Origin of the sequence: Frigoribacterium sp. ME-P-080 (assembly GCF_030209595.1) — a bacterium.
GTDB lineage: Bacteria > Actinomycetota > Actinomycetes > Actinomycetales > Microbacteriaceae > Frigoribacterium.
This window is the reverse complement of the sequence record NZ_JARVRR010000002.1, coordinates 124,963-147,361: the sequence shown is the minus strand read 5'-3', so window position 1 is coordinate 147,361 and position 22,399 is coordinate 124,963. Positions and strand designations below refer to the sequence as shown.

23 protein-coding genes are annotated in these 22,399 nt (G+C 73.1%); 4 read left to right on the top strand and 19 right to left on the bottom strand.

The window, feature by feature from the left end; all coding sequences use genetic code 11:
• Window positions 1-217: 217 nt before the first annotated feature.
• From csrA to QRN23_RS15440, 13 genes are all read right to left on the bottom strand, one after another.
• The gene (gene csrA / locus QRN23_RS02215; protein WP_056043620.1) at window positions 218-466 is read right to left on the bottom strand and encodes a carbon storage regulator CsrA; all 249 of its coding nucleotides are present in this window, start codon (window positions 464-466) and stop codon (window positions 218-220) included.
• A 128-nt stretch (window positions 467-594) separates the two neighbouring features.
• Window positions 595-1,803 carry a hypothetical protein gene (locus QRN23_RS02210; protein ID WP_285062323.1) on the bottom strand — a complete coding sequence of 403 codons (1,209 nt, stop codon included), beginning with the start codon at window positions 1,801-1,803 and terminating at the stop codon, window positions 595-597.
• 1 nt (window position 1,804) lies between these two features.
• Window positions 1,805-3,856: a flagellar biosynthesis protein FlhA gene (locus QRN23_RS02205; RefSeq protein WP_056043626.1), complete on the bottom strand. Its 2,052-nt coding sequence runs from the start codon at window positions 3,854-3,856 to the stop codon at window positions 1,805-1,807.
• Window positions 3,853-5,127 carry an EscU/YscU/HrcU family type III secretion system export apparatus switch protein gene (locus QRN23_RS02200; RefSeq protein ID WP_192122979.1) on the bottom strand — a complete coding sequence of 425 codons (1,275 nt, stop codon included), beginning with the start codon at window positions 5,125-5,127 and terminating at the stop codon, window positions 3,853-3,855. Before QRN23_RS02200 ends, QRN23_RS02205 begins: the two co-directional genes overlap by 4 nt.
• 1 nt (window position 5,128) lies before the next feature.
• Window positions 5,129-5,881, bottom strand: coding sequence for a flagellar biosynthetic protein FliR (locus tag QRN23_RS02195; protein ID WP_255350769.1), 753 nt, complete (start codon window positions 5,879-5,881; stop codon window positions 5,129-5,131).
• A 9-nt stretch (window positions 5,882-5,890) separates the two neighbouring features.
• Window positions 5,891-6,166 (bottom strand): flagellar biosynthesis protein FliQ, encoded by a 276-nt coding sequence (gene fliQ / locus QRN23_RS02190; RefSeq protein ID WP_043596053.1) that lies wholly within the window; start codon window positions 6,164-6,166, stop codon window positions 5,891-5,893.
• The gene (gene fliP, locus QRN23_RS02185) at window positions 6,166-7,083 is read right to left on the bottom strand and encodes a flagellar type III secretion system pore protein FliP (RefSeq protein ID WP_502874808.1); all 918 of its coding nucleotides are present in this window, start codon (window positions 7,081-7,083) and stop codon (window positions 6,166-6,168) included. The genes fliQ and fliP overlap by 1 nt, the downstream gene beginning before the upstream one ends.
• A gap of 116 nt (window positions 7,084-7,199) precedes the next feature.
• Window positions 7,200-7,811, bottom strand: a complete 612-nt coding sequence (locus QRN23_RS02180) for a FliO/MopB family protein (RefSeq protein ID WP_056043634.1) — start codon at window positions 7,809-7,811, stop codon at window positions 7,200-7,202.
• Window positions 7,812-7,813: 2 nt separating this feature from the next.
• Window positions 7,814-8,539 carry a flagellar motor switch protein FliN gene (fliN, locus tag QRN23_RS02175; RefSeq protein WP_056043636.1) on the bottom strand — a complete coding sequence of 242 codons (726 nt, stop codon included), beginning with the start codon at window positions 8,537-8,539 and terminating at the stop codon, window positions 7,814-7,816.
• Window positions 8,536-9,483 (bottom strand): flagellar motor switch protein FliM, encoded by a 948-nt coding sequence (locus tag QRN23_RS02170; RefSeq protein ID WP_056043639.1) that lies wholly within the window; start codon window positions 9,481-9,483, stop codon window positions 8,536-8,538. The genes fliN and QRN23_RS02170 overlap by 4 nt, the downstream gene beginning before the upstream one ends.
• Window positions 9,484-9,609: 126 nt before the next feature.
• Window positions 9,610-10,668, bottom strand: a complete 1,059-nt coding sequence (locus tag QRN23_RS02165) for an OmpA/MotB family protein (RefSeq protein ID WP_350224683.1) — start codon at window positions 10,666-10,668, stop codon at window positions 9,610-9,612.
• Window positions 10,665-11,498: a motility protein A gene (locus tag QRN23_RS02160; protein WP_285062321.1), complete on the bottom strand. Its 834-nt coding sequence runs from the start codon at window positions 11,496-11,498 to the stop codon at window positions 10,665-10,667. Before QRN23_RS02160 ends, QRN23_RS02165 begins: the two co-directional genes overlap by 4 nt.
• Before the next feature lie 2 nt (window positions 11,499-11,500).
• On the bottom strand, window positions 11,501-11,935 hold the full coding sequence (locus QRN23_RS15440; RefSeq protein WP_350224682.1) for a flagellar FlbD family protein: 435 nt from the start codon (window positions 11,933-11,935) through the stop codon (window positions 11,501-11,503).
• Between the two features lie 254 nt (window positions 11,936-12,189).
• Between QRN23_RS15440 and QRN23_RS02150 the strand changes: the two genes are divergently transcribed.
• From QRN23_RS02150 to QRN23_RS02135, 4 genes are all read left to right on the top strand, one after another.
• Entirely contained in the window at window positions 12,190-12,780 is a 591-nt protein-coding gene (locus tag QRN23_RS02150; protein ID WP_285062320.1) for a hypothetical protein, read from the top strand.
• Between the two features lie 364 nt (window positions 12,781-13,144).
• Window positions 13,145-13,783 carry a YitT family protein gene (locus QRN23_RS02145; protein WP_285062774.1) on the top strand — a complete coding sequence of 213 codons (639 nt, stop codon included), beginning with the start codon at window positions 13,145-13,147 and terminating at the stop codon, window positions 13,781-13,783.
• A 113-nt stretch (window positions 13,784-13,896) separates the two neighbouring features.
• A complete protein-coding gene (locus QRN23_RS02140) occupies window positions 13,897-14,166 on the top strand; it encodes a DUF4190 domain-containing protein (RefSeq protein WP_054146307.1) in 270 nt (89 codons plus the stop codon).
• 521 nt (window positions 14,167-14,687) lie between these two features.
• Window positions 14,688-16,058 carry a reverse transcriptase family protein gene (locus tag QRN23_RS02135; protein ID WP_285062319.1) on the top strand — a complete coding sequence of 457 codons (1,371 nt, stop codon included), beginning with the start codon at window positions 14,688-14,690 and terminating at the stop codon, window positions 16,056-16,058.
• A gap of 184 nt (window positions 16,059-16,242) precedes the next feature.
• Here the strand turns inward: QRN23_RS02135 and QRN23_RS02130 are convergent, their stop codons facing one another.
• The 6 genes from QRN23_RS02130 to QRN23_RS02105 all read right to left on the bottom strand — a co-directional run bounded on the left by QRN23_RS02130 (window position 16,243) and on the right by QRN23_RS02105 (window position 22,373).
• Window positions 16,243-17,412 carry a flagellar hook protein FlgE gene (locus QRN23_RS02130; RefSeq protein WP_056043669.1) on the bottom strand — a complete coding sequence of 390 codons (1,170 nt, stop codon included), beginning with the start codon at window positions 17,410-17,412 and terminating at the stop codon, window positions 16,243-16,245.
• A gap of 155 nt (window positions 17,413-17,567) precedes the next feature.
• Window positions 17,568-18,014, bottom strand: coding sequence for a flagellar hook assembly protein FlgD (locus QRN23_RS02125; protein WP_052505459.1), 447 nt, complete (start codon window positions 18,012-18,014; stop codon window positions 17,568-17,570).
• Between the two features lie 12 nt (window positions 18,015-18,026).
• Window positions 18,027-19,793, bottom strand: a complete 1,767-nt coding sequence (locus QRN23_RS02120) for a flagellar hook-length control protein FliK (RefSeq protein ID WP_285062318.1) — start codon at window positions 19,791-19,793, stop codon at window positions 18,027-18,029.
• Window positions 19,790-20,560 carry a C40 family peptidase gene (locus tag QRN23_RS02115; protein ID WP_285062317.1) on the bottom strand — a complete coding sequence of 257 codons (771 nt, stop codon included), beginning with the start codon at window positions 20,558-20,560 and terminating at the stop codon, window positions 19,790-19,792. The genes QRN23_RS02120 and QRN23_RS02115 overlap by 4 nt, the downstream gene beginning before the upstream one ends.
• A complete protein-coding gene (locus tag QRN23_RS02110) occupies window positions 20,557-21,015 on the bottom strand; it encodes a flagellar FliJ family protein (RefSeq protein ID WP_192122984.1) in 459 nt (152 codons plus the stop codon). The genes QRN23_RS02115 and QRN23_RS02110 overlap by 4 nt, the downstream gene beginning before the upstream one ends.
• Window positions 21,015-22,373, bottom strand: coding sequence for a FliI/YscN family ATPase (locus QRN23_RS02105; RefSeq protein WP_056044531.1), 1,359 nt, complete (start codon window positions 22,371-22,373; stop codon window positions 21,015-21,017). The genes QRN23_RS02110 and QRN23_RS02105 overlap by 1 nt, the downstream gene beginning before the upstream one ends.
• Window positions 22,374-22,399: the final 26 nt, after the last annotated feature.

The following is a 22,399-nucleotide window of genomic DNA, read 5'->3' as shown; positions in this document are numbered from 1 at the left end:
AGAGGAACACGAGCCACAGTGCCGCGACTACTCAGAACCGTCAGAGGCTGCGGTTCTCTCCGGCAACCCGCCACGATGTGGACACGACGCCAGGCGAAAAGGTGGCGCTGTGTCCATCTCGTGGCGGCGTGAGGGCACGGCGGCGTGGCGGCACGAGCGCGCCGCGGCACGAGGCCAGAGCGGCCCGGGCCAGGTGCGGAGGGGGCCGCGCGGCGGGCTACTGGTCGGCGCGGGGGGCGGGGGCGCCGAGGGCGGCACGCAGGCGGGCCTCGGCGTCGTCGGGGGCCTTCGACGCCTCGACGTTGGCCTCGGTCACGGCCTTGATGACCTCTTCGCGCTGGATCTTGACCCCGCGCGGTGCGTCGATCCCGATGCGCACGCCGTCGCCACGGGAGTCGAGCACCGTGATGACGATGTCGTCGCCGATCACGATGCGTTCTCCGACCTTGCGTGTCAGCACCAGCATCGGACCAGCTTACCGAGCGCGGGGCGCACCGGCCACGACGACAGGCAGGAGGCGCGGGTCGGCGATCGCAGGACGACACCGGCCACGAGGCACCACCGCGGGAGGACGACCACCACAGGAGGCGCGACTCAGCGGGTCGCGCCTCCTTCGCGCCAGCCCACCGGCACGCCGAGCAGGTGCACCGTGCCCGGGGTCGCCGTGTCGTCCTCGCCGACCACGGCGGCCGCGACCACGGGCGCGACCGCCCGGACGGCCTCGACCCAGCGGGCCGTGTCGTCGTGCTTGCGCCCGACGTCGACCGCGACCCAGACCTGGTCGGCGGCGATCGCCTCGAGGGCGGCGGGTGCGGCCGCGTCCCAGGCGAGGGCCGTCACGACGGCCGAGTTCTCGTGCACGCCGGTGGCCCGGGCCAGGATGCCGCTCCGGCGATCCGACACGTCGACGGAGCGCAGCCCGAACGTCGAGGCCATCTGGGCGGCCACGCGGAAGGCGTCGCCGGGGCGGCCGACGACCACGACGAGGTCGCCTGCCCCGCGCGACACGTCGGGGGCGGGCGGCACGCCCGGGGAGGCCACGGCCCGGGCCTGCGCGGCGAGGGCGTCGGCAACGGCCGCGAGCGACGCCGCCGTCCGACGGGGAGCGGCCCCGTGCGGCGCGTCGGGGTCGGCGGCGTCACCGTCGGCGGAGGCGGTGGGGCCCGGGCCCGTCGCCGCGACACCGGCTCCGAGGCCGGCGGCGGCACCGGCGGCCGGAGCGATGCCGTTGAAGGTGAGGTCGTCCATGATCGAGGCGAACGCGTCGGTGCGCGTCGAGACGTCGGCCGGGGACGCGACCGGCACCGCGCCTCCTGCGCTCGACGGCGAGGCCGAGGCCCCGCCGGGACCCGTCGCCGCGGCCGCCGCGGCGCGGGCGGCCCGACGCGGGCTCACGGGCACGGCCGAACCGGTCAGCACGTCGTCGAAGCCGTCGCGCGCGGGCGTCGCCGCCGTCGCGGCCGCGTCCCCCGCGGCCAGCGACGCCGACCAGGCGGCCCGGGCTGCCGGAGCCCCCGCCTGCAGGGCGTCCTCGGCCTCGTCGGCCGACGCCAGCAACGCCGCGATGCCCGCACGCTCGGCCGGCACCGGCGTCGTGATGCGCACCCGGGCGACGGGCAGGTCGATCGCGGGGTCGGGCACCTCGACGGTGACCTCGTAGTGCTTGCGGGCGAAGAAGCCGCCGACTCCCCCGACGGTCACCTTCTGCGCCGCGACGATGCGCGCCGAGGCCCCGTGGGTCGCCCGCACCTCGCGGCGCAGCCCGTCGAGCGTCTCGCCGGTCATGACGATCGTGGTCGGCATCTCAGGCCACGATCGAGTCGGTCGCGCGGACGACGCCGACGGTCTCGATGGTCGAGCCGGCGGCGGTGGCCTCCTGGTACGACAGCACCGGCAGGCCGTTCTGCTGCGCCGACACGAGCCGGTGGATGGCCGGTCGCAACGCCGGAGCGCAGACCAGCACCGCGCTGAGACCCTGCGCCTCGACCGATTGCACGGCCTCGCGCAGCGACCCGAGCACCTGCTCGACCCGGTGCCCGTCGAGCAGGATCTGCGTCCCCTGGTCGCTCGGTCGCAGCCCCTCGAGCATCGACTGCTCGAGGGTCGGGTCGATCATGATGACCCGCAGCACGCGACCGTCGAGGTACTGCGCCGTGAGCGCGGGGCCCAAGGAGGCGCGGGCCGCCTCGACGAGTCCCTCCGGGTCGGTCGACACCTTCGCCCGCAGCGTCAGCCCCTCGCAGATCCGCGCGAGGTCGTTGATCGGGATGCGCTCCGACAGCAGGCCCTGGAGGACGCGCTGCAGCTCGGCGAGCGACAGCATGTTCGGCACGAGGTCGTCGACGGCCGGGGCGTTGACCTGCTTGACGCCCTCGGTCAGCACGCGGACGTCCTCGCGGGTCAGCAGTCGGGCGGCGTTGTCGGCGATGATCGACGACAGGTGCGTGACGAGCACCGAGACGCGGTCGATCACCGTGGCGCCGGTCATCTCGGCGCTGTGGCGCATCTCGGCGGGAACCCACTTGCCGGCGAGGCCGAAGACCGGCTCGACCGTGGCGGTGCCGGGCAGGCCGTCGAGCGCGTCGCCGAGGGCCAGCACGGAGCGGGCCGGCGCCTGACCGCGACCGGCCTCGACGCCCGCGATGCGGATCGAGTAGGTGGCCGGCGGCAGGTCGACGCTGTCCCGGGTGCGGACGGGCGGCACGACGATGCCGAGGTCGACCGCGATCTTGCGACGCAGGGCCTTGACCCGGCCGAGCAGGTCGTCCGACGCTCCCCCGACCATGTCGACGAGGTCGGGCGCGAGCAGGATCTCGAGCGCGTGCACCCGCATCTGCTCGAGCAGGTCGTCGGTCGTGTCGGTGGGGGCGACGACCGCCGCCTGCTGCTCTGCGAGGGCCGCGCGCGCCTCCTCGGCCTTGGCGGCCACGCCGAGCCGGTAGGCGACGAGCAGCAGTGCCCCACCGATCAGCAGGAACGCGACGATCGGCATGCCGGGGATGAAGCCCATGCCGATGGCGGCGGTCCCGGCCACGGCGAGCGCGATGCGCGACTGGCCGAGTTGCGACGCGGCCTGCGCGCCCATCTCGGTGTCGGCGCCCGAGCGGGTGACGATCATGCCGGTCGAGACGGCCATCAGCAGGGCGGGGATCTGCGTGGTCAGGCCGTCGCCGATGGTGAGCAGTCCGTAGTGCGAGAGGGCGTCGCCGATGGCCATGCCGTTCTGCAGCGCGCCGATCGCGATGCCGCCGACCAGGTTGATGATGATGATGATGATGCCGGCGATGGCGTCACCCTTGACGAACTTCGACGCACCGTCCATGGCGCCGTAGAAGTCGGCCTCGGCGCTGACGTCGGCGCGACGCTGCTTGGCGACCTCGTCGGTGATGAGGCCCGCGTTGAGGTCGGCGTCGATGGCCATCTGCTTGCCCGGCATGGCGTCGAGGGTGAACCGGGCGCCCACCTCGGCGACGCGCTCGGCACCCTTGGTCACGACCACGAACTGGATCACGACGAGGATCAGGAAGATCACCGAGCCGATGATGATCGAGCCGCTCACGGCGACGTGCCCGAACGCCGCGATGACGTCGCCGGCGAAGCCGTCGCCGAGCACGAGGCGCGTCGAGGCCACGTTGAGCCCGAGGCGGAACAGCGTCGCCACGAGCAGCAGCGACGGGAAGACCGAGAAGTCGAGCGGCTTCTTGACGAACAGCGTCGTCAGCAGGATCACCAGCGCCAACAGGATGTTGAGGATGATCAGCACGTCGAGCATCGGCGCGGGCACCGGCACGACGAGCAGCAGCACGATGCCGACGATGCCGACCGGGACGGCGAGCTTGGGCAGGGTGGACTTCATCGGGTGCCTCCAGGGGTGGCGGGGCGGACGGAGCGGGAGAGCGCAGGAGGCGCGGTGCGGGACGGTGCGGAGGTCGCGCCGGTCGTGCCGGTCGCGCCGGTCGCGGCCTCGCGGGCGATGCGGAGGCGGCGGGGCACGGCGTCGGCCTCGAGCGACTCGGGAGCCAGGACGCCGGCCACCTCGTCGGCCGTGGTGACGCGGGGCGGCGTGTGCGTCCCCTTCAGCGTGCCGCGGGCCTTGAGCGCCATGACGAAGGTGAGCACCCGGGCGACCGGCGTGTAGAGGTCGACGGGGATCTCCTCGCCCAGGCCGCAGGCGGCGTGGAGCGCTCGGGTCAGCGGGACGTCGACGACGAGCGGGACGCCGTCGGCGGTGGCCTGCTCGCGGATGCGGGCGGCGACCGTGCCGGCGCCCTTCGCGACGACGCGCGGAGCCGACTTGCCGGGTTCGTACTTGACCGCCACGGCGTAGTCGGTCGGGTTCACCATGACGACGTCGGCGTCGGCGATGGCCCCGATCATGCGGTTGCGGCTCATCGCGAGCTGACGGGAACGCCGCTGCGACTTGACCAGGGGGTCGCCGTCGCTCGACTTGTTCTCGTCCTTGACCTCTTTCTTGGTCATGCGGGTCTTCTTGCGGTTGCGGCGCATGACGACGAACACGTCGGCGAAGGCGAGCAGCAGGCCGGCCGCGATCGCGGCCTTGATCAGGATGCCGGTGCCGGCCTTGGCCTCCTCGAGCACGGCCGAGACGCTGAGGCCGCCGCCGCTCATGAGCACGGGCATCAGACCCTGGATCGCGAACCAGAGCACGAGGCCGACGACGGTCGTCTTGATCAACGCCTTCGCGCCGTTCCAGAGCGCCTGCGTGCCGAAGGTGTTCTTGAGGCCGTTGAGCAGGTTGAACTGCTCGTAGTTGCCGGTCATGCGCTTGATGTGCACGCCGCCCTGCACGATCGCGGTCGCGAGGACGGCCACGCCGACGACGGCCAGCATGGGCCCGATCGTGGCCCCCATCGAACCCGCGCCCTGCATCAGCTCGGTGACCACGGTCGCCGAGTCGGGGTGCGTGATGGCCTGGCGGATCGAGAACATCTGGTCGACGCCCGCCGAGGAGGCGCGCTCGATGGTCGAAGGGATCATCACGGCGGCGGCGCCGACGCCCACCCAGGCGCTGAGGTCCTGCGACCGGGACAGCTGACCCTTCGAGTGGACCTCTTTCATCCGCTTCTCGGTCGCGGCCTCGGAGCGCTCGCCGGAGTCGTCCGCCATGTCAGCCCACCCCCAGCAGCATGTCGGCGGCGTCGCCGGTCAACGAGGCCACGACGCCGGGCAGGGCGAGGAAGACGCCGCCGGCCAGCATGACGGTCATGAGGATCTTGAGCGGGAAGCCCATCGCGTAGGCGTTGAGGGCCGGCGCGACGCGGGAGAGCAGCCCGAGGCCGACGTCGGCGAGGAACAGCACGACGCAGAGCGGCCCGGCGATCTGGATGGTCGAGAGGAAGAGCTGGCTGACGCCGGTCGTCAGCAGCTCGACCGGACGGGAGAGGTCCATGCCGAGGCCGAGCGGCACGGCGTCGAACGACCGCGTGAGGCCGCCGATGATCAGCTGGTACCCCCCGGTCGCGAACATCAGGGCGAGCGCGGTCATCTGGAACAACCGGGTGAACTGCGCGCCGTTGACCATCGACTGCGGGTCGAACGCCTGGGCGAGCGTGAAGCCGCCGAAGAGGTCGATCAGGCTGCCGGCCGCCTGCACCGCGGCGAAGGCGACGAACACCAGGAAGCCCAGCACGGCGCCGACGACGAGCTCGAGCACGAGGGCCATGACGAACGGTCCCGTCTCGAGGGACACGTAGCCGGGGGCGACGCGGGGCGCGACGGCGAGCGCGAGCCCGATGCCGAGCATGGCCTTCACCCTCGCCGGGAAGGCCCGGTACGAGAACGGAGGCGCGATCACGAGGAACGCGGTCATGCGCACGGCGGCGAGGAGGGTGGCCTCGAGCCAACTGAGGTCGAACGACACGGTGCGTCCCTACCCGCCGCTGAGCAGCTGGGGGATGCGGTCGAACACCATCGTCGTGAACGACACCATCTCGCTGATCATCCAGTGGCCGGTGACGATGAGCGCGATGCCGACGGCGACGGCCTTCGGCACGAACGAGAGGGTGACCTCCTGGATCTGCGTGATCGACTGCAGCAGCGAGATCGCGAAACCGACGACGAGCGAGGTGATCAGCACGGGCGCGGCGAGCTTGCCCGTGATGATCAGGGCCTGCATCGAGAGGTCGAGGACGGCGTTGGAATCCATCAGGCACCCACCTGGTAACTCTCGATGAGGCTCTTGATGATGAGGCCCCAGCCGTCGACGAGGACGAACAGCAGGATCTTGAACGGCAGCGAGATCATCACCGGCGGCAGCATCATCATGCCCATCGACATGAGCGCGGCGCTGACGACGAGGTCGATGACGAGGAAGGGGATGAAGATCACGAAGCCGATGATGAACGCGGCGCGCAGCTCGCTGATCATGAAGGACGGGATGAGCGTCAGCATGGGCACGTCGGCCTGGCTGTCGGGGTTCGGCTGGTTCGCCGACCGGGTCATCAGCGCGAGGTCCTCTTCGCGGGTGTGGGCCAGCATGAACTCCCGCAACGGCGCGATGCCGGCGTCGATCGCGCCCTGCAGGTCGAGGCGGCCGTCGAGGTAGGGCTGCACGGCGTCCGTGTTGATGTGGGTCAGGATCGGAGCCATGATGAACAGGCTCAGGAACAGGGCGAGCCCCGCGAGCACCTGGTTCGGCGGGATCGACGGCAGCGCGAGCGCGTTCCGCGTCATCGCGAGCACCACGAAGATCTTCGTGAACGACGTCATCATCAGCACCAGCGCGGGCGCCACGCTCAGCAGCGTGATGCCGATCAGGGTGACGACGGCCTGGCTGGGCGCACCGTCGGGGCCGTTGATGTCGATGCTCAGGCCGCCCGAGCCGGTGCCGTCCGACGTGGTCTGGTCGGTGTCGGTGAAGTCGGTGGGGGTCGTGCCGGTGGTGGCCTCGGTGCCGTCCGTGGCCGGGGCGGTGGGAGCGGTGGGGGCCGTCGGCGAGACGGGGGCCGCGTTCGCCTGCTGACCGATCAACATGACGAGGGCGGACGCCACGACGAGCGCGAGCAGTGTGACGACGACGGCCCGGGCGAAGCGCGTGTCGGCGAAGCGCGCGGGTGCGGCCACCAGGGAGCGGCCGAGGGGGGCCCCGTGCAGGCCGTCCCGCAGCGTCGGGCGGACGAGGCGACGCAGGGCGGACGCGAAGGAGGGGCGGGTCGGGGACGCGGACGACCGGCGGCCGGTCATCCGGCTCGTCCGCTGCGCAGGGCCGCGGCCGCCTGACGCCAGGTGTCGGGTGCGAGGATCGAGCCCTCGATCGACTTGGCGGTGCGACCGCGACGACGTGCGTCGAGGTCACGAGGACGCGAGACGGCGGCACGGCGGGCGGCGCCGCGGGGGCGCAGCAACTCGACGGGGGTCGTGTCGACGGGGGTCGCGTCGGCCGGGCGGGCGGGCAGCTCGTCGCGGGCCGCGGCGCCTTCGGCGGACAGGACGGACGCGAACGCGACGGGGGCGATCGACGTGACCCGCGCCTCCTGCGTGACGGACTCGGTCGCGGACTCCTCGGGCTCGGGGACCAGCGTCAGGGCGCCGGCGTCGACGGGACGGTCGGCGGCCGCGAGGACGGTCACGGACGACTCGGTGACGCCGAGCACGAGACGCTCGCCCTCGACGTCGACCACCACGACGCTGGCCTTCGCGCCGACGCCCTGACGGGCGACGACCGAGACCTGCGACGTGGCGCGGGAGCCCGCACGACCGCCCTTCACCAGGCGCTTCTGCAGCACCCAGAGCAGGGCGAGGACGACGCCCAACGAGAGGACGACCCGCAGGCCGACGACGACGGTGTCCACGATCAGGCGATGCCGTCGGCGACGTCGAGGATCTTGGTGATGCGGACGGCGTAGTCCTGGTCGACGACGACGACCTCGCCGTGCGCGATCAGGCGACCGTTGAGCAGCACGTCCGCGGGGGCGCCGGCCGAGCGGTCGAGTTCGATGACGGCACCGGGCTCGAGGCCCAGGACGTCGCGGACCGACATGCGGGTGCGGCCGATCTCGACCGTCAGGGCCATCTCGACGTTGTTGATGCGACCGAGGTTGCCGGTCGACACCGCGCCCACGGTCGGCGCCACGGGCGACGAGCCGCCGATCGTGCCGGTCTCGCGGAGGCGCAGGGCGAACCAGCCGGCGGGCTGACCCGCGGCCGTCAGCTCGAAGACGACCGTCTCGGGGTCGGTCAGGAGCGCGTCGGCCGACTCGCGACGGCTCTCGCCGAGCACGCCGGTGCCGAGCACGCCCGTCGCGGCCTCGAGCGCGGGACGCAGGACGTCCGAGACCGAGACCATCGGGTTGTCGGTGCCCGCCGCGGCGGCGAGCTGGTCCATGTCGGCCAGCAGGACCGCGGTGTCGGCCGAGACCGACCCGACGAACGACGTGACCACGACGGACGGGCCCGCGAGGCGGAGGCCGTGCGCGGAGGCCGGGTCGACGGCCACGGCACGCAGGGGCGTGGGCGTCGGCAGCTGGGCGACCAGCGCCTCGACCGCCGCGGTGTGCAGGGTGATGGTCGTGCCGGTCATGAGGTTCCTTCTTCGGTGCCGGTGAGGGAGGTGGAGACGACGATGCCGGCCAGACGGGAGCCGGCGGCTCCGACGGCGGCACGGCCGACGGGCTGGCCGTCGACGCTGATCTCGAGCGGGCGGTGCTGCGGGTGGGGAAGCGGCAGCAGGTCGCCGACGGCCAGCCCGAGCACGACGCTCGGCAGCACCGCGGCGGGGGCGAAGGTCAGCGAGACGCCGACCGGCACCGAGGCCAGCTGGGCGCCGAGCAGGTCGCGGGCGTCGGCGGCGTCGATCGTCGGGTTGGACTCGCCCAGCTGCGACAGCAGGACGTCGGCGGGGATCGCGACCGTGCCGGGCGCGACGCGCTCGCCGACGCGGATCTCGAACGAGGCGACGATCATCAGGTCGGACTTCTGGGCGGCCTGGGCGAACTGCGAGTTGTACTGGAACCCGCCGACGCTGATCGGGTCGGCGAGCATGGTGCCGAACGAGTAGCGCAGGTCGTCGAGGGCGTCGTCCATCAGGCGGCGCACGAGGGCCTGCTCGATGGGCGTGAAGGTGCGCTCGGGCAGCGTGGCGGGCTTGACGGCGCCGAGCATGTGGCTGACCCAGGTGAGCGCGGCCGACGACGGGAACTGGATGACGGCCTTCGCCGAGACGCCCTCGAGGGTGCAGAGCACCATGGCGGTGGTCGGCGGCAGGGACGAGGCGTACTCGTCGTAGGTGAGCATCTGGACCTGGTCGCAGGTCACCTGCGAGAGCACCCGGACCTTGGCGGTGAGCTGGGTGCCCCACTGCCGCGCGAAGGTGTCGAAGGCGAGCTCGAGGACGCGCGAGTGCTCACGGGCGAGGGTCGTCGGACGGCGGAAGTCGTAGACCTCGACGGTCTTCTGCGGGCGCGTCGACGAACCGACCGTCGAGGTCGGTGCGCTGCTGCCCGTCGGGGCGTCGAGGAGTGTCACGGACGGAGCTATCGGCCCGCCCCACCTGGGCGTTAGCCCAGGATCGGTCGTACCCCCCGGACTGGGTTGCCGTCGTCGTGCTGCGGCGCGGGGTCGCGCTCCCGGGCCGGAGGGGCCCGTCGGGGGTCAGTGGCCCGAGGACTCCTCCTTCTTCTCGGTCTTCTTCTCCGTCTTCTTCTCGGTCTTCGTCTCGGTCTTCGTCTCGGCCGCGGCGTCCGCCGTCGACGTGTCACCCGACTCGGCCGTGGTCGAGGTGTCGACCGCCTGCTGGACGGTGGGGTTGCGACCGTCGGTCACCGCGCCTCCTGCGGCGGCGGCGGCCTGCTCGAGCTGCGGCAGCAGCGCGCTCACCGTGTCGGACTGGTTCGACAGGACGACGATGTCGACGCGGCGGTTCGACGCGAGGTCGGCGTCGGTCGTGCCGGTGCTGAGCGGACGCGACGAGCCGAAGCCGACCGACTGGATGTGGTCCGCACCCACGCCGCCCCGCTCGACGAGGTCGCGCAGCACCTGGGTGGCGCGGGCGGAGGAGAGCTCCCAGTTGGTCGCGAAGGGCGCGGTCGAGCTGCGCTGGTCGGCGTGGCCCTCGACCGAGACGTCGTGACCCGAGGTCTTCAGCACCGGCCCGATGGCGTTCATGACGTTCACGGCCGTGCCGCTGAGGTCGGCGCTGTTCGTGCCGAAGAAGGTCTCGGAGCCGATCAGGCGGACGGTCAGACCCCGGGCGTCGACGGCGAACTCGACGTCGGCGCTGAGCCCCGAGCCCTCGAGGTTCGCGGCGATCGCGGCCTTGATGGCGGTGAGGTCGTCGAGCTCGCCCTGGGCCGCGACCGTGGCGGCGGCGGCCTGCTCGGCGGTCTGGGCCTCCCCCGAGGCGGCGGCCTTGCTCAGGTCGGTCTCGTCGCCCGACGAGTAGCCCTTGCCCTCTTTCGTCACGTCGGCGGCGTTCACGACGGTGCCCGAGGCCGTGTCGACCTTGCCCACGTCGGTCTGGCCGAAGCCGGTCGCGAGCGAGTTGCGCAGGGCGATGTACTTGTCCTGGTCGACGTTCGACATGGCGAACAGCACGATGAACATGCACATCAACACGGTGATCATGTCCATGTACGAGGCCATCCAGCGCTCGTCGGGGTGCTCGTCCTCGGCGTGCCCCTTCTTCTTGCGACCGCCGCGTGCCCCGCTCATGCGGCCAGCCCCTGGTCGTCGCCACCGGTCTTGGCGCCGGCCTTGGCCTTGGCCTTGCCGCCCTTGCCGTCGCCGCCGTCGAGCGCGTGCGTCGGCACCATGGCCTTGAGTCGTTCGCCGAGGAGGCGCGGCTGGCTTCCGGCCTGGACCGCCAGCACCCCCTCCATCAGCAGCGTCATGCGCAGCTCGTCGAGGTCGGCCAGCTTCTTGAGGCGCGCGCCGAGCGGGAGCCAGAGGAAGTTCGCCGTCAGCAGGCCCCACAGGGTCGCGACGAACGCCGCGGCGATCATGTGGCCGAGCTCGTCGGGCTCGGCGAGGTTCTCGAGCACGTGGGTGAGGCTGACGACCGTGCCCACGATGCCGACCGTCGGGGCGTACCCGCCGAGGCTCATGAAGAACTTGCTGGCCGTGCGGTCGGCGGCGAGGCGGGACTCCATCTCGTCCTCGAGCAGGATGCGCAGCTCCTCGCCGTCGGTGCCGTCGGCGATGTTCTGCAGGGCGCCCTTCATGAACGGGTCGTCGAGCTTCTCGGCCTCCTGCTCGAGCGAGAGCAGGCCCTCGCTGCGGGCCTTCTCGGCGAGCGACACGACCCCGTCGATGACCGACTGCGGAGGGACGACCTTGCCGGTGAAGGCGCGGGAGATCTTCTTGAAGCTGAGGATCGCGTCCTTGATCGTCGTGCCGGCGATGCCGACGCCGATGGTGGCGCCGAAGACGAGGATGATCGGGGCGGGCAACAGCAGCCCGGCGATGCTGACGCCCTCGAGCTGGATCATGCCGAAGAGGGCACCCAGGGCGAGGACGATGCCGATGATCGTTGCGGGATCCACGGTCAGCGTCCCTGCGTGGTGTCGGCCGATGCGGCCGGCACGGACGGCACGGACGGCGCGGTCGGCACGGACGGCGCAGCCGGCGCGGTCGGCGCGTGGACGGCGGGAGCCTGCACGGCGGGACGGAACTCGGTGACGCGACCCGCGCCTCCTGCACCCGACGAGCCGCGGACGATGCCGAGCTGCGGGCCGGTGGAGGTGCGGTTGCCGAGCGCCTGAGGCGTCGGCGCGGTGGCGGACGGCTCGTCGTAGGCGAGCGAGACGATGCGGGCCCGGTAACGGGCGATCATCTCGATGACCTCGGCCATCGGCTCGGTCACGACGTACTTGGCGCCGTCGACCATGATCAGGACCGTGTCGGGCGTCTCGTGGATGCGCTCGATGAGGTCAGGGTTGACAGCGAATCTGCTGTCGTTGAGTCGCGTGACGACGATCATCGGCCCGTCCTAGGTCTGTGTCTCCTGCCGCCATCCGTGGGGCAGGTGTCGCTGCTCGTCCTGAGCGGCTACGGGTGACTATCGGCCGGGGGTGGCGGGGCGTTAGGTGCGGGTCGCGGTTGTCCACAGCCCTGCCGTGCCCGGCTCGACGCTCGGTAGGTTGGTGACATTGCTCATGTCGGATGACGGGACGCCGCGACGCGCTCCGACCGGCAGGGCAGCCCCCACGCCTCGTCCGACCGGAGAGAAGACCGATGACCACCACTCCCCTCAGAACCCCCGTCACCTACCGACCGACGTGGTCGCACTTCTGGTCGAAGGCCAAGGGCAGGGTGTTCCTCGTCCCCCTCGCCTTCCTCGTGTGCATCAACAGGATGGGCGTCTCCGCCCTGCCCTACCTCGTGGCGGGGGTGGTCGTGATGGCCGTGGGCCTGGGGATCTACCTTCGGACGACGACCCTCTCGATGTCGGGCACGGCGGTCGCCCGTCGGCGCTGGGGACGCACGACGACCGTCGCCCTGGACGGCGACCACCAGGGCATCCTCTGCATGCTCAACCAGGGCGTGCAGACGCTCGGATACCTCGCTGTCCGGGACGGCAAGGGCCGCCGACTCGTCCTCACCGAGGCCAACTGGCCCGGAGGACAACTGCTCGAGATCGCCCAGCACGGACGACTCACGATCATGCCGGCCGATGAGGTCTTCTCGGGCAAGAACGCCGCCGCCATCGTGCCCGGGGTCATCCCGCTGACGACCCGCCGTCCGGTGCTCTGCGCCCTCGTGGCGGTCACCGGTCTGATCGCCGTCGTCGTGCCGATCGCCATGGTGATGAGCGGCGCGGCCTGATCGCTCCGGAAGGACACCGCCGTGTGGACGAGACACCGCGGCATGCGGCGGCGTCACGTCCACTCGACGGTGCGGCAGGCTGACAAGCGGGCGCGCGGCGCGTCACGTGCACGAAACAGGGGGCTGGCAGGATGTGCCGGTGACCCACGAACCCCTCGACGAGTCGCGCCCCGGCACCACCCCCGCCGCCCGCGCCGACGACGTCACCCGCACCTCCTCCCCCACCCCGACCGCGAGCATGTCCCGCGCCGCGAGCTCCGAGCGGAACGCCGTCGGCAACGACGACGGGCCCGCCCCCGAGTCCTCCCCCGCGGGCCTGCCGGACGCCGCGACCCCGGACGCCGCAGCCCCCGCCCGGCACGGCATCGACGACCCGGCCCTGACCGGCTCGATCGAGACCGTCGACGTCAACAAACACACGCTCGCCGAGAACGTGATGGGTGTCGTGACCGGCGTCTTCCTCGCCTCGTTCGGACTCTTCCTGCTGAAGACGAGCGGGGCCGTGTCGGGCGGCACGGCCGGTCTCGCCCTGCTGACGAGCTACGCCACGGGCTGGACCTTCGGCGTGCTGTTCGTCCTCGTCAACGTGCCGTTCTTCGCGCTCGCCGTGTGGAAGAAGGGCTGGCCGTTCACCCTGCGCACGGTGTTGACCGTCGTCATGCTGTCCGCCTTCTCGTACCTGCACCCGCTGATGTTCGACATCGACGGGATCGACCCGATCTACGGCACCCTCGCCGGCAACCTGCTCGTCGGCGTCGGCCTGCTCATCCTGTTCCGGCACGGGGCCAGCCTCGGCGGGATCAACATCCTCGCCCTGGTGCTGCAGGAACGCGCCGGGCTGCGCGCCGGCTACGTCCAGATGGGCTTCGACGTGGTCATCGTGCTGACCTCGCTGACCGTCGTCTCACCGTGGATCGTGCTGCTCTCGGCCCTCGGCGCCGTCGTGTTGAACCTCGTACTGGCGATGAACCACAAGGCCGGCCGGTACGTCGGACACACGTGATCACACCTTTCTGCCAGACTTCCGTGCACGACCGGTCTGTTTGAGGCATTCTCGTCTCGAAGCGGTCACTTTCTTCTTGCACGTCTCCGGACGTCACACCACCTAGGAGTCCCATGTCCAACAACACCGCCATGCCCCAGTCCGCCGGCACCGCCGCGGGCTACAACGTCCTCGCGATCGTCGGGTTCATCCTGGCCTTCGTCTTCAGCCTCGCCGGCCTCATCGTCAGCCTGATCGCCCTGTCGCAGATCAAGAAGACAGGCGAGCGCGGCCACGGCCTCGCCCTGGCCGGCGTGATCCTCAGCGCCGTCTTCCTCGTCGGCGGCATCATCATCGGCATCTCGGCGTTCAGCGCCGGCATGGCACAGGTCCAGACCTACTAGGTCGATCGACCCGGCGCACGAGCCGGGGAGCACAGGAGGCGCGGTGTCTGCAGAGCAGGCACCGCGCCTCCTTCGCGTCGCGGGCCCGTGGGCCCGATCACGCACAGGGCTCAGCCCTGCGGGGGGCCCCGCCCTACGGGGGGGGGGGGGGGGGGGGGGGCCGCCCGGGGGGGGGGGGGGGGGGGGGGGGGGGCCCTGCGGGGGATCGCGTTCGTCGGGGGTCGCCGTTAGCGTGTGGGCATGCGACGGTGTCTCGGCGAGGTGGAGGGCACACGCGCTGTGCCGTCCTCTCCGGGGCCACCCCGGGGCACGCAGATCGACCACGGCACCGCTCCGCAGGCCGGTGACCGCGCTCCGCGCGGCTCGCGGCCCGCACCGATGCACGAGTCGCCGAGGCACCGCCGCAGCCACCCCACCGCACCCGCCGCGGACGCAGGCGGGTCACCCCCGACACGGACTCAGCACCCGCCCCGGCGGCACCCGACCGCGACCCGCGCGGCCGGCGGTCGGACGACCACCGGGTGACCGCCCACTCCCCCGCGTCCGCCGTGGGCGCCCGCGAGCCCGACCCGGGCCCCGATGCCGTCGCGACCGCCCTCGCCGACGCCCTGCTCTCGGCCGAGTGGACCGTGGGCGCACTGGCCGCCGCCGCAGGCGAGGCCGTCGACGGACCGGCCAGGTTCTGGCGTCCGCTCGCCCGCGGCCTCGTCCGCGCCCTGCCCCGGGCACCGCACGACGACCCCCGCACGCTCACCGCCCTCATCCGCCGTGATCCGGCCTTCACCGAGGCGGTGGCCGAGGCCGGGAGGCGCGGCCGGCCCCTGCGCATCGTCCACCACGTGCCCGTGACGCAGGAGGCGCGCTCGGCCGACCCGCGCCTCCTGCGTCTGGGCACCGTGGCCGACGTCGCCCGACTGCTGCACCTGACCGTGGGCGAGCTCGACTGGTTCGCCGACCCCGGCCGGTGGAACCGCCGGATCGAGCGAGGTCCGCTGCAGCACCACCGGTACGAGTGGCGGGCACGGCCCGGACGCACGCCGCGGCTGCTCGAGGTGCCCGGGTTCCGCCTGCGCGACCTGCAACGCGTCGTGCTCGACGAGGTGCTGGCGGCGGTGCCGCTGCACGACGCGGCGCACGGCTTCGTCCCGGGGCGCAGCGCCGTCACCGGCGCGCGACGGCACGTCGGCCGAGAGGTCGTCATCGCCCTCGACCTGACCTCGTTCTTCGCCCGGGTCACCGCCGGGCAGGTGTTCGGTGCGCTGCGCCGCGAGGGCCTGCCGGACGCCGTCGCCCACGTGCTCACCGGGCTCTGCACGACCTCCGTGCCGCCGGGCGTGCTGTCGCGCATGCCGCCGGGCGGCAGCCCCGAGCAGCGGTTCGCCCTGCGTCACGCGCTCTCGGCCGCCCACCTCGCCCAGGGAGCCCCGACCTCGCCGACCCTCGCGAACGTGGCGGTCCGGAGGCTCGACTCGCGGCTCGCCGGCTACGCCCGGGCCGCGGGAGCGACCTACACGCGGTACGCCGACGACCTGGCGTTCAGCGGCGACGGCACGCTGGCGGGGCGGGCCGACGCGTTCGTGCGGGGCGTCGGACGCATCGTCGGCGACGAGGGACACCTGCTGAACGCGACGAAGACCCGGGTGCGCGGAGCGGCCACGCGACAGGTCGTCACCGGCGTGGTGGTCAACGCGGGCACGAACACGATGCGCTCCGAGTACGACCGGCTGCGGGCCGTGCTGCACAACGCCGCCACCACCGGGCTCGAGGCACAGAACCGGGCCGGACACCCGGACTTCGCGGCCCAGCTCTGGGGGCGCATCGGCTGGGTCGAGCAGCTGAACCCCGGGCGCGGGGCCCGGCTGCGCGCCGCCTTCGCGCGCGTCCCCCGGTGACCGGCGCCGCGCCTCCTGACCGGCACCGCGCCTCCTGACCGGCACCGCGCCTCCTGATGACGAACGCACCGCGTACCGTGCACCGCACCGCGACGAGATCGGGTGTGGTGCACGGAACGCGGTGCGAAGGGTGCCGCGGACTGCCGCGGGCAGCCGCGGCCAGCGGCGGGCTGCCGCCAGGCGACTAGCGCTTGAGGTTGGTGAGCTCCTGCAGGACCTCATCCGAGGTGGTGATGATGCGGGCGTTGGCCTGGAAGCCGCGCTGGGCGACGATCAGGTTGGTGAACTCCTGCGACAGGTCGACGTTCGACATCTCGAGCGAGCCGCTGGAGAGCGAGCCGATGCCGGGCGAGCCGGGGGCGCCGACGGTCGCGGCACCCGAGTTGGCGGTGGCGCGGTAGCCCGAGTTGCCCTCCTTCTCGAGGCCGCCGGGGTTCGTGAAGGTCGCGAGGACGACGCGGCCGAGGCCGACCGTCGAACCGTTGCTGAACTGGCCCATCAGGGTGCCGTCCTTCGACAGCGAGAAGCCCTGCAACGTGCCGGCCGCACGGCCGTTCTGCTCGGTGATCGACGTCGTGTTCAGCGCCGCGAACCCGGTGATGCCGGACAGGTCGACGGTGACGCCGTTGAGTCGCAGCGACGCCGCGCCCGCCTGCTTGCCGTCGGCGAAGGCCAGCGAGGCCGTGGCGCCTCCGTTGCCGTCGGTCGCGGAGGCGTCCCAGCCGGCCGTCGTGCGGGTGAAGGTGAGCGTCAGGGTGCGCTCGAGGCCGTTGGCGTCGAACACCTTGGTGTCGCGGACGATCTTGTCGCCGACCGCCGACTCGCTCGGCAGGTTGCCGCCGACCGTGGCGCTCGAGGTCGCCGTCGCGGGGGCCGCCGCGTTCAGGGGCAGCGTGATGTCGCCGAGCGCGCCTCCGTCGTTGATGACGCCGTTCGTGGCCGAGTAGCCCTGCACGATCTTGCCGTCGGACGACACGAGACGGCCGTCGGCGTCGAAGTCGAAGGCGCCCGAGCGGGTGTAGACGGTGTCGTTGCCGAGGCGGGTGACGAAGAAGCCGTCGCCCGAGATCATCAGGTCGGTCGCCTTGCCCGTGGCCTGCGCCGACCCCTGGGCGAAGTTTGTCGAGATGCCGGCGACCTGCACGCCGAGGCCGATCTGGGCGGGGTTCGTGCCGCCGATGCCGGTCTGCGGGCCGCCGGCGCCCTGCGTGATCTGCGACAGCGTGTCCTGGAACTGGGTGGTCGACGACTTGAAGCCGGCGGTGTTGACGTTGGCGATGTTGTTGCCGGTGACGTCGAGCATCGTCTGGTGCGAGCGGAGGCCCGAGATGCCGGAGTAGAGGGAGCGGAGCATGGGTGCTGCCTTTCAGCTGGGGAGAGATCTGGAGGCGCGTCCTGCGCGGGTGGTGCCGGTCGCGTCCTGCTCCCGGTGTGGTTCGAGGGGTGGTGCGGGTCGTGCGGGTCGTGCGGGTGGTGCTGGTGCTGCGGGGTGTGCGCTGGGGACGCGTGTCACGCCTTCGTGGTGGCGATGCCCGAGATGAGATCCAACGCGACCTCCTTCCCACCGACCGAGACCTTGGGGACGGCCTCGGCGAACGACACGCTCGTCGCGGTGCCCTTCACCTCGACGCCGTCGGGTCCCGTGTAGCTGACCTCGCGGCCGACCAGGTTCGACGCGGCGATGCGCATCTGCAGCGAGAAGTTCTCGTTGGCCGTCGTCGTCTGCGCGGTGACCTGCTCCATCATCGCCAGCTGGGTGGTCTGCGACATCATGGCGTTGGTGTCCATCGGGGTCGACGGGTCCTGGTTCTTCAGCTGCGTGACGAGCAGCTTCATGAACATCTCGCTGTCCATCGTGTTCGCCGTCGCACGGCTCGAGCCGCTCTTCGCGGCGTTGGCGGCGGCGATCTGGGTCGCGACGTCGACGGTTCCCGATATCTGGTCGATCGAGGGCATGGGGTCTCCGGTTCAGGCCAGGACGTCGAGGGACGTCGAGAGGGACGAGGAGGCGCGGGCACGGTCGACCGCGCCCGTCGCGTCGAGGGGGTCGGTTCCGTCGCGCGGCGCGCGGCCGGTGGCGCCGCGCGCCTCGGCGGCGTCACGGGCCTGTCGCCCGGCGCCTCCGTCGGCACCGGCCTGCGCCCCGGGCGAGCCGAGCTGACCGGAGCGGTCCCCCCGGCCGTCGGACGGCTGGTCCTGGGACGAGAGGTCGACGCTGGTCTGGTGACCCGCGCCTCCCGCGGTCGTGGAGGCGGCCGTCGCGAGGTCGCGGCGCAGGTCGCCGAGGATCGCCCGCACGGCGTCACGGCCGGCGTCCGACGCGGCGAACATCTCGACGTGCGTGCCGTGCGCCGAGACGTGGGCCCGGACGGTGACCGGGCCGAGCGCCTCGGGGGCGACGTCGACCGTGACGACGTGCACCCCGGGGCCCGCCGCGGCGAGCGTGAACAGGGGCCGGGAGAGCTGCGAGGTCAACGGCGCCGGCGGGGTGGCGACCGGCGACGAGGTCGCGGACGAGGAGGCGGCGGTCGCGGCGACGGGGAACGTCGCGCCGACCGCGGGGGCGGCGAACACGATCGGGTCGGTGGTCGCGGGTGCCGGGGTGGGTGCGGAGGTGGACGCCGCGGGCGTCGCCGTGGAGGCTGCAGCCGTCGCCGTGGAGGCCGCGGGGGCGGAGGCTCCGGCCGGGGAGGCCGCGGCGGGCGTCGCTGACGGTGCACCGGTCGTCGCGCTCGACGGACCGGGCGTGCCGGGCAGCACGAGGGCGGCCGGCGCGAGGGCGCGGTCGACCACTGCCGGGACGGTAGTGGGAGCGGGTGCCCGCATCGGCGAACCGTTCCGGGACGAGTCGCCGACGGCGGCGGCCGTGTCGGGACCGGCGGCCGACTCGGCGCGGACCGCACCACCGGGAGCGGACGGCGTCGGCTCGCCGGGCGCGACGGGCACACCCGCGCCGGCGGCCGCGGGGCTCGCCGCGACCGCGGATGTGCCGACGGGCTCCGGGGCAGGAGCGGACGCGGGCTGCACGGTCGCGGCGGGGGCTGCGGCGGGGGCGGCCGCGGCGGGAGCTGCGGTTGCCTGCACCGCCGGTGCCGCCGGCACAGCCGGTGCCGTCGGAGCGAGAGCGGCGGCGGACGAATCGGGCGCCGATCCGTCGCGCGCGGGGTCGAGCGGCTCGGCCCCGGCGCCACCGGCGGCCGGCGACGCGACGCGCACCGGAGCGGTGAGGGCGGAGGGGCGCAGCAGAGCGGCGAGGGCGGCGGCGACCGTCTCGGCCGACGTCGCGACCTCGACCGACACGGAGCCCCCGGCTACCGACGCGTCGCCCACCGCGTCACGCGGCACGGCGGGGGTGCCGCCGGTCGTCGAGGCGGCCTCGGTCGTGGTGGTCGCGGTGTCGGACTCGTCGACCGGGGCGGTCGGTGCCGAGGTCGCCTCGGCGAGGGGCCAGCGCCAGGGGACGACGGACGGGGCGTCGAGCGACGACGACCCGGCCACGGCCGAGGCGGACGCCGGAGCCGGGGTGGGGGCAGGAGGAGACGCGACAGGGTCGTTCCGGTCGGCACCTCGCGTCGAGGAGCCTTCGTCGCGCATGGCGGCACCGAAGCCGGTGGCCGCGCGGTCGGCGTCACGGGCGGTGCCGGCCCCCGGGCCCCGCGACCCCGCGGAAGGGCGGAGCGACGACGCATCGGACAAGGCAGGAGGCGCGAACGGCAGGGTGCGGGACAGGGTCACGAGGCCACCCCCGCGCTCATCAGCTTCTGCAGGGCCGCGGTCATCAGGTCGGTCCCCGACGAGGACGCGCTCGACGCACCGGCGGCGCCGGAGAGACCCGACAAGCCCGACAGGCCGGACAGGCCCGACAGGCTCGACAACGCGGACGAGGCGGACGACGCCGAGGCGGCACCCGTCGCGCCCTCGGCCGGGACGATGCGCCGGATCGTGCTGAGGTCGGAGTCCTTGTACCAGTTGTCGACGATCTGGACGTCCTTGCCCGGGCGGGGTGCGTGCAGCACCTTGCCGTCGCCGAGGTAGATCACGATGTGGCCCTCGCCCTTCGGCACGAGCAGGTCGCCGGGCTTCGCCTCGGCGAGCGAGGGCACCTCGGCGCCCATCTTCGCCTGGTCGGGCACGACCCGCGGCATGCTGACGCCGAGGTCCCCGAACACGGTCTGCACGAGGCCCGAGCAGTCCATGCCGGTCCGGTCCTCGCCGCCGAACACGTACGGCACGCCGAGGTACTTCTTCGCGGACTCGACCACGTCCGAGCCGTCGGCTCCGCTGCCGCTCGCGACCGACCCGGCCACGGCGTCCACGGAGGCGCTGGTCGCCGTCGCCCCCGTGCCGGACGTGCCGGCGAGCGCGTCGGCGAAGGCAGTGGCCGACGTCGCGGACGCGGCGGTGGCCGTCGCGGACGTCGCACCGGTGGTGCCGGCGCGCAGCTGGGCGATGGTCGCCTGGATGTCCTGGATGCGGGACAGGACCTCGGTCACGGGACTCACGCCGCGCCTCCTGGGTTCTCGGGGTCGGTGCCGGACGGCGAGCCGTCGGCGCGGGGGCGCGAGGCGATCTCGTCGAGGGCGATCTGCTCGTCGCGCAGGTCGGCGGCCGCCTCGGCCACCGCGTGCTTGTGCTCGAGCTTCTCGAGGCCGATCGCCGCGCGACGGGCCTCGTTGAAGGCGGCCTGGGCGGCGTCGGCGTCGGCCTGACGGCGCTGGGTGACGGCGTCGAGCTCGGCGAGCATGCCGCGCGACGAGGCCCGCGAGGCCGCCAGCGCGCTCAGCATGGCCGCGTCGGTGACCTCGGACGGCTCGTCGGCCAGGGTGCGCTTGGCGCGCACGCGCTCGTCGGCGGCCTCGCGCAGACGGTCGTTGGCCTCGGCGAGGACGGCACCGGCCTGGTCCTGCTGGGCGTGACGCAGCCGCAGCAGGCCGAGCAGCGAGAACGGGCGCGCCATCAGATCGCTCCGAACCGCGAGGTCAGCGAGGCCAGGGCGTTCCACGAGTCGGCCGAGGCCGCCCGGTCGTCCATGCCCTGCTGCAGGAACGCGTCGATCGCGCCCTGGTGGTCGACCGCCGCGTCGACGAGCGGGTTCGTGCCGCGCTGGTAGGCACCGACGTCGAGCAGGTCCTGCGCGGCCCGGCGCGCGGCCATGACCTTGCGCAGCGTCGTCGCGGCGGCGCGCTGGGGCGGGCTGGTCACCTTCGAGGCGACGCGCGAGACCGAGCCGAGCGCGTCGACCGACGGGAAGTGCCCGGTCACGGCGAGCTTGCGGTCGAGCACGACGTGCCCGTCGAGGATGCTGCGGGCCGCGTCGGCGATGGGCTCGTTGTGGTCGTCGCCGTCGACCAGCACCGTGTAGAGCCCGGTGACCGAGCCGATGCGGTCGGTCCCCGCTCGTTCGAGCAGTCCGGCCAGCACCGAGAACGTCGACGGCGGGTAGCCGCGGGTCGCGGGCGGTTCGCCGACCGACAGGCCGATCTCGCGCTGGGCCATCGCCACGCGGGTGAGCGAGTCCATCATCAGCACGACGTCGGCGCCCTGGTCGCGGAACGACTCGGCGATGCGGGTCGCGACGAAGGCGGCGCGGAGGCGCATCAGGGCGGGCTCGTCGCTGGTCGAGACGACGACGATCGAGCGGGCGAGGCCCTCGGGCCCCAGGTCGTCCTCGAGGAACTCCCGCACCTCGCGGCCGCGCTCGCCGACCAGGGCGATCACGCTGACCTGGGCGTCCGAGCCGCGGGCGATCATCGACAGCAGCGACGACTTGCCGACGCCCGAGCCGGCGAACAGGCCGACGCGCTGTCCCTTGCCGACCGTGGTCAGGGTGTCGAGCACGCGCACGCCGAGCTGCAGGGGCGTGTCGATGCGCGCGCGGTGCATCGCGGACGGGGTCTCGTGGTCGAGCGGCACGAGGTCGACGCGACCCCCGTCGGCGCCGACGAGCGGCCCCTTGCCGTCGATCGGTCGGCCGAGGCCGTCGAGCACGCGCCCGAACAGGCCCGTGCCGGTGGGGACGAGCAGCGGACGGCCGGTCGACCGGACGGGCGTGCCGGTCGTGATGCCGGTCAGACGGCCGAGCGGCATGCAGCGCACGCCGTCGGGCGTGGTCGCGACGACCTCGGCGAGGTCCGGACCGGCGGTGGTGCCCCCGGACGTCGCGGTCGCGTCGCCCACGGCGACGATCTCGCCGACGGCCGCGTCGAGGCCCTGCACGGTGAGGCCGAGGCCCACGGCCGAGCTGACCCGGCCCACGCGCTGTGGACGGGCCGCGACGCGGGCGGCGGCGAGACGGGGAGCGAGGACGGCCGGCACGCGCGGACGCCCGCCGTCGACGACGG

Bases quoted from the DNA above. Each gene is read 5' to 3' on its own strand.
- csrA (WP_056043620.1), bottom strand. From the start codon at position 466: ATGCTGGTGCTGACACGCAAGGTCGGAGAACGCATCGTGATCGGCGAC.
- QRN23_RS02210 (WP_285062323.1), bottom strand. From the start codon at position 1,803: ATGCCGACCACGATCGTCATGACCGGCGAGACGCTCGACGGGCTGCGC.
- QRN23_RS02130 (WP_056043669.1), bottom strand. From the start codon at position 17,412: ATGCTCCGCTCCCTCTACTCCGGCATCTCGGGCCTCCGCTCGCACCAG.
- QRN23_RS02165 (WP_350224683.1), bottom strand. From the start codon at position 10,668: ATGAGCGGGGCACGCGGCGGTCGCAAGAAGAAGGGGCACGCCGAGGAC.
- QRN23_RS02150 (WP_285062320.1), top strand. From the start codon at position 12,190: ATGACCACCACTCCCCTCAGAACCCCCGTCACCTACCGACCGACGTGG.
- fliN (WP_056043636.1), bottom strand. From the start codon at position 8,539: ATGACCGGCACGACCATCACCCTGCACACCGCGGCGGTCGAGGCGCTG.
- QRN23_RS15440 (WP_350224682.1), bottom strand. From the start codon at position 11,935: ATGATCGTCGTCACGCGACTCAACGACAGCAGATTCGCTGTCAACCCT.
- QRN23_RS02205 (WP_056043626.1), bottom strand. From the start codon at position 3,856: ATGAAGTCCACCCTGCCCAAGCTCGCCGTCCCGGTCGGCATCGTCGGC.
- QRN23_RS02110 (WP_192122984.1), bottom strand. From the start codon at position 21,015: ATGGCGCGCCCGTTCTCGCTGCTCGGCCTGCTGCGGCTGCGTCACGCC.
- fliQ (WP_043596053.1), bottom strand. From the start codon at position 6,166: ATGGATTCCAACGCCGTCCTCGACCTCTCGATGCAGGCCCTGATCATC.
- QRN23_RS02200 (WP_192122979.1), bottom strand. From the start codon at position 5,127: ATGGCGGACGACTCCGGCGAGCGCTCCGAGGCCGCGACCGAGAAGCGG.
- QRN23_RS02140 (WP_054146307.1), top strand. From the start codon at position 13,897: ATGTCCAACAACACCGCCATGCCCCAGTCCGCCGGCACCGCCGCGGGC.
- QRN23_RS02125 (WP_052505459.1), bottom strand. From the start codon at position 18,014: ATGCCCTCGATCGACCAGATATCGGGAACCGTCGACGTCGCGACCCAG.